The 17,758-nt window shown below is 43.5% G+C and carries 10 protein-coding genes; 8 read left to right on the forward strand and 2 right to left on the reverse strand.

Annotated elements, in window-relative coordinates; translation table 11 throughout:
* The 7 genes from H8B17_RS02655 to H8B17_RS02685 all read left to right on the forward strand — a co-directional run bounded on the left by H8B17_RS02655 (nucleotide 1) and on the right by H8B17_RS02685 (nucleotide 11,853).
* Nucleotides 1-1,194, forward strand: a complete 1,194-nt coding sequence (locus tag H8B17_RS02655) for a FecR family protein (RefSeq protein ID WP_190307607.1) — start codon at nucleotides 1-3, stop codon at nucleotides 1,192-1,194.
* A gap of 159 nt (nucleotides 1,195-1,353) precedes the next feature.
* Nucleotides 1,354-4,785, forward strand: coding sequence for a TonB-dependent receptor (locus H8B17_RS02660; RefSeq protein WP_190307608.1), 3,432 nt, complete (start codon nucleotides 1,354-1,356; stop codon nucleotides 4,783-4,785).
* A gap of 99 nt (nucleotides 4,786-4,884) precedes the next feature.
* Entirely contained in the window at nucleotides 4,885-6,630 is a 1,746-nt protein-coding gene (locus H8B17_RS02665) for a RagB/SusD family nutrient uptake outer membrane protein (protein WP_190307609.1), read from the forward strand.
* Nucleotides 6,631-6,844: 214 nt separating this feature from the next.
* Nucleotides 6,845-7,531, forward strand: a complete 687-nt coding sequence (locus H8B17_RS02670) for an SGNH/GDSL hydrolase family protein (RefSeq protein WP_190307610.1) — start codon at nucleotides 6,845-6,847, stop codon at nucleotides 7,529-7,531.
* A gap of 5 nt (nucleotides 7,532-7,536) precedes the next feature.
* Complete coding sequence (locus H8B17_RS02675) at nucleotides 7,537-9,183, forward strand: FAD-dependent oxidoreductase (protein WP_190307611.1); 1,647 nt, start codon at nucleotides 7,537-7,539, stop codon at nucleotides 9,181-9,183.
* 55 nt (nucleotides 9,184-9,238) lie between these two features.
* On the forward strand, nucleotides 9,239-9,772 hold the full coding sequence (locus H8B17_RS02680; RefSeq protein WP_190307612.1) for a gluconate 2-dehydrogenase subunit 3 family protein: 534 nt from the start codon (nucleotides 9,239-9,241) through the stop codon (nucleotides 9,770-9,772).
* Nucleotides 9,773-10,134: 362 nt separating this feature from the next.
* On the forward strand, nucleotides 10,135-11,853 hold the full coding sequence (locus H8B17_RS02685; RefSeq protein WP_190307613.1) for a GMC oxidoreductase: 1,719 nt from the start codon (nucleotides 10,135-10,137) through the stop codon (nucleotides 11,851-11,853).
* Nucleotides 11,854-11,872: 19 nt separating this feature from the next.
* Here H8B17_RS02685 and H8B17_RS02690 read toward each other — a convergent pair whose 3' ends face one another.
* Complete coding sequence (locus H8B17_RS02690) at nucleotides 11,873-13,054, reverse strand: trans-sulfuration enzyme family protein (protein WP_190307614.1); 1,182 nt, start codon at nucleotides 13,052-13,054, stop codon at nucleotides 11,873-11,875.
* 156 nt (nucleotides 13,055-13,210) lie between these two features.
* On the opposite strand from H8B17_RS02690, the gene H8B17_RS02695 reads away from it, so the two are divergent.
* Entirely contained in the window at nucleotides 13,211-14,353 is a 1,143-nt protein-coding gene (locus H8B17_RS02695) for an Sb-PDE family phosphodiesterase (RefSeq protein WP_190307615.1), read from the forward strand.
* A 64-nt stretch (nucleotides 14,354-14,417) separates the two neighbouring features.
* Here the strand turns inward: H8B17_RS02695 and mfd are convergent, their stop codons facing one another.
* Nucleotides 14,418-17,753, reverse strand: coding sequence for a transcription-repair coupling factor (gene mfd / locus H8B17_RS02700; protein ID WP_190307616.1), 3,336 nt, complete (start codon nucleotides 17,751-17,753; stop codon nucleotides 14,418-14,420).
* Nucleotides 17,754-17,758: the final 5 nt, after the last annotated feature.

Below are 17,758 nucleotides of genomic sequence, written 5' to 3' on the forward strand. Positions count from 1 at the left end.
ATGGGAAAAAGCCGATACGACATCGAGATACTATGTAGAAAATATATAGACCGCTCTATTTCTGAAGAGGAAGTAGCAGAAATGCTCGACTATTTTAAAGATCATGGTATCCCAGATAAATTTGACCAGCTTTTAGGTGAAGAATTTTCCAAAGCCGTGGAATCTACTAACCCAACCGAGCAAATAGAGCACCTAACCGATAAAGTCAAATTAAATTTGAAGCAACATGTCGCATCGAAAAGGAAATCAGATTTGTATCGTTGGCTACCTTATGTTGCTGCCGTATTAATATTTGGCACGGTAGGGGTTTCCTGGTTTATATTCTCGCCGAAAGCGGATGATACGATTGTCTCTGAAATGAATATTATGCCCGGAGGAAATAAAGCAACGATAACACTTGCTGATGGTAGGGTACTAACCCTGGACGAAAGTCGTGAAGGTATTATTATTGAGGGGCAGGAAGTCACCTATAATGATGGTACCTCCACTGTTTTAGCATTGGAATCATCTTCCCCTCAAAAGTTGACCCTAACTACACCTCGCGGAGGAACTTATAGAGTTACACTGGCCGACGGATCCATGGTCTGGTTGAATGCCGAGTCAACACTAAAATATCCTTCCCATTTCGCTAAAGGAGAGCGCGTCGTTGAATTGGAGGGAGAGGCCTATTTCGAAGTAAAGCGTGTACAAACGGAAAGCTCGGATGTGCATTTTCAGCCCTTTAAAGTCGTTAGTGCCAACCAAACGATAACGGTTTTAGGTACGGAATTTAATGTATCGGCTTATCATGATGAAGATGATACGAAAACAACGTTAGTTGATGGGAAAGTTCGTATTCAGGCTGCTCAGGATCGTAAAAACATCACCCTGTTTCCGGGAGAACAAGGAATAAGCGGACAGGGTGGATTGGGGAAGAATAAGGTGGACGTCAGTGATTACATAGACTGGAAGAATGGGGAATTCGTATTCCGAAATGAAACAGCAAAGGAAGTGTTGCATAGGATAGCCCGTTGGTATGATATTGAAATTGATTATCGCAAATACCTGCCTGCCGATGAGATATTCTCCGGAAGTATTTCACGGCAGAGCAATCTCCAGACCGTGTTGAATATTATGCAAGAAGCAGGCGATTTAGCATTCGAAATTGAAAATAGGACGGTCATAGTTCGGAATAAATTTAAAAAGAAAAACTAATCACTCCTAAAAACCAACCATATTATGATATAAAAGACGACGAGATGAACAAAAAAGCCGAAAGCGCGACCAACACTTTCGGCAATATCTGCTAGGCAGAAAATGTTCAGGACAACTTGTAAATCTATAGTTATTCAATTGAACCAAACAGTATTGTAAATGTACGAAAAAATTACTTTCACCCTGAATTGGGTGCTAAAAAGACAGGTGCTTATGCGCATGCAACTTACGCTAACAATCATTATCTTCTTCGCCATGCAGGTGGGAGCAAATAGTGTCGCACAGCACTATGTCACCCTACAACAGCAGGATATTTCCCTAAAGGAAGTTTTTAAGGAAATTAAGAAGCAAACAGATCTCACGGTTTTCTATTCAGCGAAACGGCTGAATGACGCCCGTAAAGTTAATATCAATCTTAAAAATGCCGCTATAGAGACGGTATTGCAGGAATGCCTTCAGGGGTTGCCGCTGACATATGTTATCATGGATAAGACGATTGTCTTGAAAGATAAAAGGGTAAAAACACCAAAGGATAACAATATGCAATCAAATAATGGATCGGCAACTTCGGTTTTCCAACAACATATCGTAACAGGCACCCTCCGCGATGCAAGTGGAAACGTATTGACGGGGGTTTCTGTTTCGGTGGCAGGAACGGCCTCTACCGTAGCCACAGCTGAAAATGGTTCTTATCAAATCCTAGCGAAGCCGGACGCAACGCTTGTGTTTTATTCCGTAGGCTTTCAACGTAAAGAAGAAAGCATTCGTGGTCGATCAGTGATTGATATAACCTTGGAGCAAGAAATCAGTGATCTGGATGAAGTGGTCGTGGTGGGGTACGGCACGGTGAAGAAATCTGATTTAACAGGAGCTGTTAACGTGATCAGTGAACAAACGATCCGTAATACGCCTGCCGCAAATATTGGAATGGCGCTGCAAGGGGCAGGGGCAGGCGTGAATATACAACGTAGCGGCGGGTCGACGCATCCGGGGCATACGCCCGAAATCCGTATTCGGGGAACCCGTTCCATAGCTGCCGGCAATGATCCACTTTTGGTTGTAGATGGCATTCCTTACGATTTAGGTATGATGAACAATATTGCACCAGACGATATCACTTCGGTTACTGTTCTTAAGGATGCTTCGTCAACAGCGATCTATGGTTCGCGTGGAGCCAATGGCGTTATATTGATGACGACCAAGCGCGGAGTAGAAGCGGCAAAGGCTACCGTTACCTATAACGGATATCTTGGAATCAACAAGCCGTTAGGGTTTTATGATCTTATGAATGCGGACGAGTACATGGAACTACGGAAATGGTCCATGTACAATCGATACAAAAATTCGGACGGCTACACCGGCATCGATGATCCCAGGGTATTGGAACGGGTATTCGAAGGGGGGCTTGACGGAGAAACGGACGGCTATAAAAATGGCGTGTATACCGACTGGCAGAAGGAGCTGTATGACAAGGATCCGGCAATCACCAATCATCAGGTCGGCATAGCAGGCGGATCGAAAAATACCCAGTATGCCGCATCATTGGGGTATTATAAAGCGACAGGTATATATGATTTACAGTCGATGGAACGCACAACTCAGAAATTATCTGTGGATCATACCATAAACAAATACTTAAAAATAGGGATCAACACATTGAACACCTATTATATAAGCAGAGGAGAAAGCCTCAACCCAATGGGCGACGCCCTAAGACTGAGCCCATTGCTCACGCCGTTGATGGACGATGGATCAATACGGGAGAAAGTACATCCGAATGACCTGATGAGCAACCCACTAATGGATTTGCGCGAGGGCGCTATCCAAGACGATCGCAAACGATTATCGACCTTTACAACCGGCTATCTGGATGTGGATCTCACGCACGGCTTTAAGTACAGGCTTAATGCGGGTGTGCAGTTATCGCAGACCACATTGCAACGCTACTATCAGCAAGGAACAAGCAAGCGTCGTCAGTCATCGAATTATGGCTATAACGAATCGGCTTCACTTCTAGACTATACCATTGAAAACCTGTTGACGTATGATAAAAAAGTAGAGAAGCATAATTTTAATGTTACGGCGTTATTTAGTGCTGGAGAAAGAGAAGCGCAGAATTTTGACCTGAACTATGAAAATGTACCGACCAATCAAGTAGGTTATTACAATCCGGGTACGGCTGAAAACCATAAAGGAGGTGGAGAATACAGCAAGTGGAGCATGCTTTCTTACATGGGACGGCTTAATTATGATTATGACCAACGTTATTACCTGACGACGACGCTTCGTGCCGATGGCTCTTCACGCCTGGCTAAAGGTAATAAGTGGCATTATTTCCCTTCTGCCGCCTTTGCGTGGAATATAGGAAACGAGCAGTTTATGAATAGAACCTCTTCTATATTGTCTCAGTTGAAACTGCGTCTCAGTTATGGGGAAGTAGGTAACACCAACGTGGCTCCCTATGACACGCAGGGTAATATGAGCAGCAATAGGTATATCTTTGGGTCTCAGGGGGTACTTGGATATTATCCGACTGCCGCCTCCAACAGCGAACTAAAGTGGGAACGTACAGCCAGTTATAATGCGGGTATAGATTTTGGTTTTTTAGATAACCGGATTACCGGTTCGATGGAAGTGTACAAACAGTACTCCAACAATTTGATGATGAGTTTCACTCCTCCTGCAACGAGTGGTGTTAGTACGGCAATCCCTTACAATGTAGGTAAAACAGAAAATGTAGGATTTGAGACGAATGTCCGTATGCATGTTTTCAATGGCGACGGCAGGAATAAATTCCAGTGGACCACCGATTTAAATATCTACTTTAACCGGAATAAAGTCGTTCAGCTTACCGAAGGAGCAGATCAACTGATTTCTGACAACCTCTTTGTCGGTCATCCGCTGGGATCTTTCTACGAATATGTAGGATTGGGTATCTGGCAAGATACGCCTGAAGACAAGACGCTTGCCGAAAGCTTAGGACTTCAAATCTCGGGTGATGACTCCGTAATAGGAACAATTAAAGTGGCCGACATCAGTGGACCGGATGGTGAACCCGATGGCGTCATCAACGACTATGACCGGAAAGTATTGGGAAGTCATCAGGCTAATTTTGAAGGTGGATGGACCAATACGCTAGCCTATAAGAACTTCGACTTCACGGTGGTTATGAATTTCCGACAAGGAGGTTTGCTTCGGTCTGAACTCTATGGCGGTGGACAAAATTCGCTGATAGGAGGTTACTACAACAACCTGGATGTTGACTATTGGACACCGGAAAAAACAGATGCTCGCTGGCCAGCCCCAAATAACAGGGTACAGAGCATACCTTATAAAGGAACGCTTACGTTGTTCGATGCATCTTACCTCAAGATACGGACACTGACATTGGGTTATACGCTGCCCGATAAATTGCTTACTTCAATTGGGTTAAGCCGGGCTCGTATATACGCAACAGCGACAAATCCGTTTACGTTCTTCTCCGAATATGTAAACAAATACAATGGACTTGATCCCGAGACCAACCGGGTGATGAATACGGTAATTCCTCCATCATGGCAAATGTTATTCGGTATCAATGTAACTTTCTAATTAAGAGATGACAATGAAACCATCATGATTTATTCAATCACACAGAGGAATGAATAAATTTGATAGCTTCATCACCATTAAAAAACAAATTATATACAGATGAAAAATATAATATATTTATTAGCCTGCCTTCCGTTACTTTTCGTTACGGGATGCGCTGATTTTCTGGAAGAGGAAAATCATTCAAAAATGACACCCGAGTCGTTTAATACACCACAAGGGTTTGAACTTGGGTTGAACGGTGTATATGGCGGAATGAGAGCTTTTTACGGACCAATTAGCGCTATTCATATGTTAACAGTACCTGGAACGGATGAATTCTATAGCCGTGCTTCGGGTGACATTTATAATTTTGGAAATTATACAGCAAACTTCAAACCCAGTTCGGATTATATTTATTCCTATTGGAGATCTTCCTATACGTTGATTAATACGTGCAATGGTCTTGTACACTTTGGTGAAGACATGACGGGCATTACCGAAACTAAAAAAACAACCATGCTGGCAGAAGCTAGGTTCTTTCGGGCGTTGCTTTATTTCCGTTTGGTGCAGTTCTTTGGCGATGTAACCTTGAACCGTACCTATAATGATGGAATTGTAAAAGAGGCTACGCGTGACCCCATAGCCGATGTATACGACTTTGTTATCGAAGACCTGTTGTATTGTACAACGGCGGGGAATCTGCCTGCCGGACCGAAAGATACCGATCCGGGTCGTGTTACACAAGCTTTAGCCCGCCATCTGTTGGCAAAAGTATATCTTACCCGTGGATGGAGCAGCGCTGCTCAGTCTACTGATTTTGAGAATGCGTACAATACAGCCACTGCACTGATTAACGATGGAGAACAGATAGGCGTCAAACTTATGCCAAGATATGCAGATATCCATGAACCGGGCAATGAAAATAACCAGGAGATTCTTTATAATGTACAGATGACAGATGATCCGATTTACGGTGTGCCGCAAGCAGATGCCAACATCAATCATCTGAGCCATGTTTTTGTCGGGGGCTATTTTAATTTTAATGGTAGCGGTAATGTTCAACAAATAGAAGACGGACGCGTGTATGCGCGATATCACGGAACGAGCTGGCTATATAATGAAGTTTTCGGCGATATAGATAAAGACTCGCGCTATTATGCTACTTTCCAAAGCGAGTGGACGGCCCCAGTTGATTTTCAGAATAAAACACAGGAATTTTATGTGGGCAATAATAAGTATGCTGCCGTTAGAAGTGGAACAAAAGGAGACCTTGCAGGTTATCTTCCCGGCAAACATATGACCAAAGAGGAAATAGAGGCGACGAATTACTATATACTTACGCCCGAAAACTATACCGATCCATCATTTCCAACCATGAAGAAGTTTTTAGATCCCAACCGGGCAAGTCTCTCATTCGACTCCCAACGTTCAATCATCGTATATCGTTTGGCCGAGACATACCTTGTCGCCGCAGAGGCAGCTTTCAAACTCGGTAACAATTCTACCAACAATGGTGCAGCTTATTACATTAACGAACTTCGTAAACGAGCGGCCTCGAAGGAAGAATATAGGGATGACCTGATGATTACTGCCGCCGATATAACCATAGATTATATCCTTGATGAAAGAACACGCGAGCTTTGTGGAGAACAGTTACGCTGGCTCGACCTTGTTCGCACACAAAAATTGGTTGAGCGCGTACGAAAGCATGGGTTCTTCACGACAAAATGGACAAATCACACCCTGCCCAAGGATAATATCCAGGATTTCCATGTGTTACGACCCATTCCGCAGAAGCAAATCGAGTCTGTTATTGCAGGCGACCCTTATCCACAACAACCTGGAGGATGGGATAGGATGTAACCCCTTCTACAAGTTATACAGACGTACGACATCTGGCGTGCGTCTGTTTTAAGATGGAAGACTTAATAATAGAAATAGCGTACGTAAAATAATATAAAAAATGAAGGTTATTGCGAATTGATACAGTAATGCAAAAAAACAAGATGATTTAACCGATTATTCCCGGTATCTTTCTTTAATATTGCTAATTATCATTGTAATACCTATTGCTAAAATGAAAAGAACATTATTACTTTTGGCTACTTTGATACTTTGCTCGTCGTCGTTTTGCCAGCCCAATTTCATAAAACGCTTGCAGAAAGGCCAACCACAGCATCTTGTCGTGTATGGGACAAGTTTATCCAGCGGAGGCGCCGGGAATGCATGGATGCGGGTCGTTTCAGCGGCTATACAAGAGCAATTCGGAGATGGTTTAATTCAATACTCCCTTGCCGGCAAAGGCGGGATGTGGTCTGTTTGGGGCGTAAAAAACTTCGAAGATAGTGTCATTGCCAAAAAGCCGGATGCCGTGTTCATAGAGTTTGGTATGAATGATGCGTTTCAGGAATACGGGACATCTGTTGCATTAGCTAAATTGAATCTGGAATATATGATTGATCGCCTACGGCTTTATAACGATTCCTGCGATATCTTTTTACAGGTTATGAACATGCCGATTGGTAAATCCGCTACTTTTCGGCCCTATCTCCAAACATATTACGCGATGTACCGGGAAGTGGCGCGAGAGAAAGATGTCATGCTTATCGATCATTACGCCAACTGGCAGGCTATCCTAGATCAGGGAGAAGACATTTTCAGGCAATACGTTCCGGATGGCTTACATCCAAATAAGAAAGGTGGAGAAGAAGTTATCGCACCGAAGATAGTAGAAGTTTTAAACTTAAATGTAAAAGAAAAATAGAACACATGAGGAAAACACTATTAGCTGTGGTTATCATAGGACTGCTTGTTTCTTGTAACCAATCGCACTCCAATGAATATCAGGCAGACCTGATTATCTACGGTGGTACATCAGCCGCTATCACGGCGGCTGTACAGGCTAAGCAATCCGGAAAAACGGTGATTGTCGTATCACCGGATAAACACTTAGGCGGACTGTCTTCGGGCGGCCTAGGGTTTACCGATACCGGTGATAAATCGGTAATTGGTGGATTAGCTCGGGATTTTTACCATCGCGTATATCTGCACTATCAAGATAGCTCGGCGTGGCGCTGGCAGAAGCAGGCTGAATATGGAAATACAGGACAGGGAACGCCTGCTATCGATGGCGATGCCCGCACGATGTGGATATTCGAACCGCATGTAGCTGAACAGGTATTCGAGGATTACGTCCAAGAATACGATTTGGAAATTTGGCGGGATGAATGGCTGGACCGGGAGAGCGGCGTATCAAAAAAGGGAGATCGGATTATATCCATGACAACATTGAGCGGGAAGACCTTTAAAGGCAAGATGTTTATCGATGCCACCTATGAGGGGGATTTGATGGCTGCTGCAGGTGTGAGCTACCATGTGGGACGCGAGGCAAATAGTCTCTACGGGGAGAAATGGAATGGTATTCAAACGGGAGTGTTACACCACGACCATTGGTTTAAGAGCGACATTAGTCCGTATGTAATACCGGGGGATAGTACGAGTGGACTGCTATATGGTGTTTCGGCGGAAGATCCAGGGGTGTATGGTGAAGGTGACCATCGTTTGCAGGCTTATTGTTTCCGGATGTGTTTAAGCAATCACCCGGATAATCGTGTGCCTTTTCCTAAACCAGACGGTTATAACCCGGAGAACTATGCATTATTGTCCCGGGTTTTCGCTTCAGGCTGGCGGGAGACTTTTCGGAAGTTTGATCCGGTTCCTAACCGCAAAACGGATACGAATAACCACGGCCCCTTCAGTACCGATTTTATCGGAATGAATTACGATTACCCGGAAGCCAGTTATGAACGCCGCAGGGAAATCGTTAAAGAACATGAGGACTATCAGAAAGGGTTACTGTATTTTATGGCTAACGACGCGAACGTGCCATCCGACGTGCGGGACCAAATGAAACAATGGGGCTTAGCAAAAGATGAGTTTGTGGATAACGGCAATTGGCCACATCAGCTTTATATTAGAGAAGCCCGTCGGATGGTTGGGCAGCATGTCATGACCGAGCACGACACGTTTAGCGAAGGCGAGATTTTAGATCCTGTTGGTATGGGATCCTATGCGTTGGATTCACATAACGTACAGCGGTATGTCAAAGCTGATGGTTATGTCCAGAATGAGGGGGATATCGGTGTAAAACCCAAAAAAGGGCCTTATAAAATAGCCTATGGCTCCCTCGTGCCCAAAAAAGAAGAGTGTACAAACCTGCTGGTTCCGGTATGTGTTTCTAGCTCCCATATTGCTTTTGGCAGTATTCGTATGGAACCGGTATTTATGATATTGGGGCAAAGTGCAGCTTTAGCGGCATCTATCGCTATTGACGAGGGAATTGGCGTGCAAGAGGTTTCTTATGATGCGCTTCAAAAATTACTATTAGATAGTAAACAGGTTTTAGCAAAACCATAATGACTATATTTACCTATAGAAGAAATCCGAAATTAGAATTTTGTAAAAAGATACTATGAAAGTAGAGGTTATCAATAGAAGAACCGCCCTTCGACGCTTATTGTATATAGCAGGCGGAACACTTTTGCTTCCGGCTTGCTATCGACAATCGGGTAAAGAGACCATAGCATTAACCCATTTGGTAATCGATGAAGAACAGGAAAACCTGCTGGCTGAACTGGTGGAGACAATTATTCCCGCATCCGACACACCAGGAGGAAAAGAATTATTGCTACACCTTTTTGTGTTGAAAATGGTCGATGACTGTCATAAACCGGAAGATCAAGCAGATTTCATGGCGGGATTGGCTTCTTTTTCTGCTTGTTCGCGGGAAAACATGGGGCAAGACTTTATGAAACTGACAGTTGATCAACGAATCGCTTTTTTAGAGACAATGGGAGAAATAGCCGATGAACAGGTTAAGCGATTTTATGCCATAACCAAACGTCGAACGATACAGGGATATATGAATTCGAAGTACGTGATGACAGATTTGAAGAAATATGAGCTTGTCCCCGGAAGATATAATGGTTATTTTAAAATGACCTGATCGCTCATAGCGGTCAGGGATTAGCTTCGGTGCTCTCCCTTGGATACGCATGAGCAACCTAGGGACGTGAGCGGAGCGAGCGTTCCAGTTGCGACGCATACCAAAGGGGCAAACTGAAAACATACGAAATGTCCATGATTGCAAAACACAAACACGAATGAAAATAACCGAGCTTGCGAGCTCATCGAAGATAATCTGGACATTCCATATGGCCTTTAAAAAACAAACCGAGTGTAACGAGCTCATTTACATAAATGAATACTTACACTTATAAATAATTATTTACATATGAAATCTTCAGAAGCGAAAGCTCGGCTATAACGGAGATTAAAAAGAAATTTTAGAGAGAGAACACCAAAAGAATGGCAAACTTAAATATAAACAGTATAAAAGCACGCACGTTCGATGCGATCGTCATAGGTTCAGGTGCGAGCGGGGGGTGGGCAGCAAAAGAATTCACCGAAAAAGGCCTAAAAACACTTGTACTTGAAAGAGGACGCGATGTGGTACATGTCAAAGATTATCCGACGACCAACCTTTACCCTTATGAATTGGAACACCGCGGAGAGATGACATATGCTGATAAGCAAGCAAACCCTATTGCCAATAGGTGCTATGCTTATAAAGAAGATACACAACATTTTTTCGTTAAGGACGAAGAACATCCTTATGTTCAAGAAAAGGATTTCGATTGGATCCGGGGATATCAAGTAGGTGGAAAATCGCTTTTATGGGCAAGACAGACCCAGCGATGGAGCGAATATGATTTCGAAGGACCTGCACGTGACGGCTTTGCTGTTGATTGGCCTATCCGATATCAAGATATTGATCCGTGGTATAGTTATGTCGAGCGTTTTGTGGGTATTGCGGGCAATAAGGATGGTTTATATACATTGCCAGACGGAGATTTTTTGCCTGGTTATCCATTGAATGCCGTAGAGGATTACTTTCGCCAATCCGTTAACAAAAATTTTAAAGATAGACATATTATCAGTGCTAGATGCGCACATCTTTCAGAACCACAACCGATCCATATGGAGCAAGGGCGTGTAAAATGCCAACACCGTATATTGTGTCAACGTGGATGTCCGTTTGGAGGGTATTTTAGTAGTAATGCATCGACGATTCCTTGGGCGCAAAAGACAGGAAACCTAACGTTGCGCCCGCATTCTGTGGTGCATTCGATATTATACGACCAAGAATCTGGAAAGGCTACGGGCGTAAAAGTAATTGATACCGAATCGCTGGAGGAAATAGATTTTTTTGCCAACGTGATTTTTGTCAACGCCTCGGCATTGAACACGAATCTCATCCTGCTGAATTCCAAATCCGACCGTTTTCCAGAAGGCTTAGGAAATGACAATGGCTTGCTGGGAAAATATGTGGCTTTCCATAATTATACGGCGCGTATCCATGCGGAATATGATGGGCTACTGGAATATCGAACCGATGGTCGTAACCCTGCCGGCGGCGGGTATATCCCGAATTTTCGGAATGTAGATCGTCAGGAAACAGACTTTTTACGGGGCTGGGCGGCCGCTTTCGGCGCTGGCCGATCACAGATTCGAGATACGAAAGGTGTGGGTGAAACACTGAAGGATGCACTGTTGGATGATTCCAAATGGAGCAACTGGCGTGTACATTCCCATATGATGGCGGAGACAATTCCCAAAGAGGAAAACCGGGTGTGGCTCGATACCGATAAAGCAGATAAATGGGGTGTACCGCTCTTACATATTTCTGTGGACTATGCAGAGGATGACTGGCAACGACGTAAAGATTATTTTGAGCAGATGACCGCGATGTACGAAGCTGCCGGATTTACGAACATCCGAACATCTAATGATGGTCGTCGGCCCGGTAACGATATTCACGAGATGGGTGGGGTTCGGATGGGGCATGATCCCAAAACATCGCTATTAAATAAATGGAATCAACTGCACCTTTGCCAAAATGTATATGTCACCGATGGTGCGTGTATGACATCGACTGCAACGCAAAACCCGACATTGACCTATATGGCACTTACAGCAAGGGCGGTCGACCATGCGGTCAAATCGTTGAAGAACGGTGATTTATAAGAAGAGGAGAATCCTCTTCTTATATCTCTTGTAAAGCCCTTTCAAAATCTGCAATAAGGTCATCGATATGTTCGATACCTACCGACACACGAAGCAACCCTTTACTAAAGGAGGGTTGATTTCCGTTTTTTCCGGATTGATGTGCGCCCCACATGCTGGCGGGATGTGTAATCAACGATTCGACTCCTCCTAAACTAACGGCGTTGTGGAAGAAGTCTAATCCACTTAATAGGGCTTGTGCGCGTTTAAATTGTTCCGCATCATCTTTGCCATCCACCTCAATAGCAAGCATGCCGGTGAATCCTTTCATCTGTTTTGTTGCTAGGGTATATTGCGGATGACTTTTTAACCCCACGTATGCCACCGACCTGATCAGCGGATGCTTTTCCAACCATTGCGCTAAAACAAGCGCATTTTCATTAATTTGACGGACACGTAATGCCAGTGTTTTTAATCCCCGTAATAGCAACCAAGAATCAAAAGGACTTAACGATGCTCCTAATAAAAGGGATCGGCGCCAAACTTGCTCGATGTACTCTTTTGAACCGCATACCGCACCTGCTGTGAGGTCGCTATGTCCGCCGAGATATTTCGTAGCACTATGGACAATAATATCAATACCGAAATCAGCAGGTACTTGGTTAATAGGAGAAGCAAAGGTGTTGTCTATCATGGTCAAAATACCATGTTTTTTTCCCAGTTTGCCAATATATTCCAAATCCGTAATATCGAGGTTTGGGTTGGAAGGGGTCTCTACAAAAATGAGCTTTGTATTTGGGCGTATAGCGGCTTCGAAAGCGTCGTTATCTGTCTGGTCTACTTGCGTCACCTCGATGCCATATTGCAGCAGAAAATCGCGCATAAATGTCAATGATGCGGCATAATGGGCGTGCTGTGCGATAATATGGTCGCCACTTTTAACGACGGCTAGGATAGCTGCGCTGATTGCCGCCATCCCGGTAGCTAATACAAGCGCGTCTTCTTTTTTCTCTAATTTTGCGATAAGCGCTGCCGCCTGACTATTATTGGGATTGCCGTGACGATGATAAAACGCAGGCGATTTGACTGCTGCCGCCGCATGTGAAAAAGTATCTATATCATCAGCAAGATACGTCGATGTTTGAAAAATTGGAGTAACGACGGAATTCGTAGTATTGAAATGTTCACCTTCGTGAATCAAAGAGGTTTCTAGCTTTGCCATAACGAATAAAATATAGCGCAAAGCTAATAAATAATCTACTTAAATAGTAGTGATTAACGGACGGTATCGTGGTGACTTGATGCAGAGGAAATAGTCGCTTAATATGTATTTTATATGATATGCGTATCTTGTGGACAGAAAATCAATTCATTAAATATGAGAAAAATAGCCCTTTTACTGGCGTTGACAGGTTTATGTAGCTACATAGGTCAAGCACAGACAGACAATGGAATCATACGTTTGGATGAATTCCGTTACACTAAAAAACGAAATATGATAACTATTCCAGACGTAAACGGACGAAAGGTTTTGAAATGTGATTTCCATATGCATACTGTGTTCACCGACGGGCATGTATGGCCGAATGTACGTGTTCAGGAAGCTTGGAAAGAAGGACTGGATGTGATTTCTTTTACGGAGCACGTCGAATATACACCGCATCAAGCGGATGTTAAGCCCGGCAACCTCCGCTCGTACGAATTAGCTAAAAATATGGCTGATGAAAATAATATCCTTTTGATCAAAGGAACAGAGGTAACCAGAAATACGCCTCCCGGACATTTTAACGCACTTTTTATCGATAATGATGAGAATCTTGTCGCTGATAGAGCGAATGCGTTGGATGAGCAGGCCATCCAAGCTGTTATAGACCAAAACGCGTTTGTTTTTTGGAATCATCCCGGTTGGAAGGCCACGCAAATCGAAGGCTCATACGATTGGATCCCTTTTGTAGAGAAAATGTACCAAGAAAAAAAATTACATGGAATCGAGGTTGTGAATGGTTTAGGGTTTCATAAAAAAGCATTGGATTGGGCGTTAGATCGAAATTTAACCATTATAGGAAATACAGATATTCATAATTTAATTGCGCATGAGTATGCTATTGAAAGAGAAGGAGTGCATCGTACCATGACATTGGTCATGGCAGAAGATCGTTCGGCTACCGCTATCCGTGAAGCGTTAGAACGAGGTAGAACTATCGCTTGGTCCAGTAATTACTTGTTTGGGAAAGAAGAGCACGTCAACGATCTTTTTCATACGTGCGTTTCGTTAAGCAGCGCCTACCATAGCAAAAAGAATGCGCAAGGTGTGGTCACGAAGTACTACGAAATTAGCAATCATAGCGATCTGTATTTTGAATTACATTTGAAGAATGGTAAAGGAACAAAAAAGATAACGCTTTTTCCTTCCTCTTCACAGATTATTACCGCTCAGGACGGACAAGCAGAGCTAACGTACGAAGTCGTGTCGACATATATACGCAGTGACAAGCATTTAGAGGTCAAGTTAAGTCTATAATAATATAGGCTATTGAACGGCAAATAACATACGGTGGTCGGTAGCTACAAGCCGACCACTATATCTATATCATCTCTTTTAATAAATGCAACGCATAATCAATGCTATTAACATTGCTAAGCGCTAGCCTAAGTTGCCCTTTTACCTCTTTTAAATTCGATATCGCTGGATGTGCCTGCACGAATGCCAGTACTTTCCCAAATTGATCAGATTCATAATAACTGGATTTCGGATTACTGACAAAATAGCCTTTGAGTGTATTCTTCTTAAAAGAAATCTTCTCGAAGCCAATTTGTTTACCGAGCCATTGTAAACGTAGGGTATTGAACAACTCATAGACGGGCTTCGGTATTGGGCCAAATCGGTCCTCCAATTCTTTTTCAAACGTCGCTAACTGCTGTTCGTTTTCCAGTTTACCGATGTCGTTATACAGGTTATAACGTTCACTGATATTGGTGACGTATTCATCCGGAATCATGACTTCCAGATCGGTATCTATTTGGGTAAACGTAACATACTTTTTATCCTTTTCGTCGGCAAATAGTTCTCCAAATTCATCTTCCTTTAACTCCTGGACGGCTTCGTCTAGAATCTTGTTGTACATCTCGAAGCCGATTTCGGCAATAAAGCCGGATTGTTCTGCACCCAATAGGTTCCCCGAACCGCGAATATCGAGATCACGCATCGCCACATTAAAACCTGAGCCGAGTTCTGAAAACTCTTCCAGGGCGGAGAGGCGTTTATACGCTTCGTTGGTTAATGTGGATAAGGGCGGACTTAATAGATAGCAGAATGCTTTTTTGTTGGAACGCCCTACACGGCCGCGCATCTGATGGAGATCACTGAGCCCGAACATATGCGCATGGTTGATAATGATCGTATTGGCATTGGGGATATCCAGACCCGCTTCTATAATCGTGGTGGCGATCAATACGTCAAACTTGTGGTTAATGAATTTGAGCATGACATCTTCTAGTTCATCTCCTTCCAATTGTCCATGTGCAATACCTACGCGAGCGCCGGGGACCAATTTTTGAATCATAGCACCCAGTTGCGGTAAATCAGCTACTCGGTTATGAATAAAAAACACCTGACCATTCCGTTCGAGCTCATAGGCAACAGCTTCCTGTATGAGTGTTTCGTTAAACACGTGTAGTTCTGTTTGTACGGGCTGCCTGTTGGGTGGTGGTGTGGAGATGATACTCAAATCACGGGCACCCATCAGCGAAAAATGCAGCGTACGTGGAATGGGGGTGGCGGTTAACGTCAGGGAATCTACGTTTGCCCGAATCACTTTGAGCTTCTCTTTGACGGAAACACCAAACTTTTGTTCCTCGTCGATAATCATCAGCCCCAAGTCTTTAAACTTGACGTCTTTACTGACCAATCGGTGTGTGCCGATGATAATATCGATTTTGCCTTCGGCCAACCGCGTCAAGGTATCTTTAATCTGCTTGGATGATTTGAAACGATTAATATAGTCTATGTTTGCAGGCAGTCCCTTCAGACGTTCGCTGAACGTACGGTAATGTTGTAATGCTAAAATGGTTGTGGGGACTAATACCGCTACCTGCTTACTGTCGGCTACAGCTTTGAAAGCCGCGCGAATAGCAACTTCTGTTTTTCCAAAACCTACATCACCACAAACCAGCCTATCCATCGGATGGGGCGATTCCATATCCCGTTTGACGTCGTTGGTAGCCTTTTCTTGATCTGGTGTATCTTCGTAGATAAAAGAAGCTTCGAGTTCATTTTGTAAGTAAGTATCGGGACTGAACGCATTTCCCGTTTGGGCTTTCCGCTTGGCATATAATTTAATAAGGTCGCGGGCAATGTCTTTAACCTTTTTCTTGGTCGTCTTCTTCAATTTGTCCCATGCGTCTGTCCCAAGCTTGTTCATTTTAGGGACCGTTCCCTCTTTACCTGAATATTTGGAGATGCGGTTTAAGGAGTTGATATTGACATAGAGTAGGTCGTTATCGGCATAGACCAGACGTATCATCTCCTGTGTCTTACCGTTGACTTCCACTTTCTCCAGACCCGCGTATTTTCCCACGCCATGGTCGATATGCGTAATAAAGTCGCCCGGTTTTAGGTCACGAAGTTCTTTCAACGTAATCGCTTGCGAGCGTTCATATCCCTTTTTACGTTTGTATTTATAGTACCGATCAAAAATCTGGTGATCCGTATAACAGGCCAGTTTTTGCTCGTCGTCACGAAAACCTCCACGTAACGCTCGGTGTACGGGGATAAATGTTGCCGACTTGTCGATATCTTCAAGAATGGTGAAAATCCGCTCAATTTGTTTCGTGGAGTCGGCGAAGATAAGATTCGTTATACCTTGCTTGACGTTTTCCTGAAAATTGTGGATCAGCAGATTAAAATCTTTATTAAAGGAGGGTTGTGGGTGTATGTCGAAAGAAAAAGTTTCGTCTGCCTTATAAAAAAATTGCTTCCCAAATTCCATATTCGGAAAGTCAAAGAGCATTTCGCTGAAGGTACGATCAGTCGTGAAGGTAACCCGTGGATCGACCCATTCGCTATTGGCTTGGATGTCCTTTTCCGAAAGTGCTTTCCAAAATTCGGAGGCTTTTTTATGGCCATCTTTCAGGATATCAAGGGTGAACTGTACATCTTTTAGCCAAATGACACTGTCGCGATCGATATATTCCAGTAAAGAAATATGATTATTAGATAGGAATTTTGCCTGTACATTGGGTACAATGGTAACCGTGTGGATTTTGCTGACAGAAAGCTGTGTGTCCACGTCAAATGTCCGGATGCTCTCGATATCATCACCGAAAAATTCAATCCGGTAGGGGAGATCGTTGGAAAAAGAAAAAATATCGACGATACCACCTCGGATAGCAAATTGTCCGGGCTGATACACAAAATCTACACGCTCAAAATCGTATTCGTAAAGAAATTCGTTGATAAAGTCAATACTGAGTTTGCTTTGCTGGGTAATGCTTAACGTATTTTTTTCTAAATCGTCCCGATTGATGACCTTTTCCGCAATAGCTTCCGGGTAGGTCACGAGCATTTTGGGCAATTCCGAAGCATGGTTTAATGCACTTAACGCCTCCGCACGCTGCAGCACATGAGATGCATCTGTTTGTGTAAATTCAAAGGCTTTTCGGAACGATGCGGGGAAAAACAGAATCTGTTTGTCTAAAATACTTTCCAAATCACTCAGAAAATAAGAGGCTTCTTCGTGCGTTGGCAAAATAAAGATAAAAGGTCTTTCCTGTAGCTTATAAGCCGCTGCCGCAACTAGGGCGTCAGATGAACCGATGAGCCCTTTGAGATGGACCTTTGGATTTTTCGCTTGTATGCCTTTAACCAGTGATTTTATCTTTTCGCTTTGCGCGTACTTGTCGAGAATTTCTTGTATACCCACGTAAT

The organism is Sphingobacterium arenae, assembly GCF_014692505.1.
Lineage (GTDB): Bacteria > Bacteroidota > Bacteroidia > Sphingobacteriales > Sphingobacteriaceae > Sphingobacterium > Sphingobacterium arenae.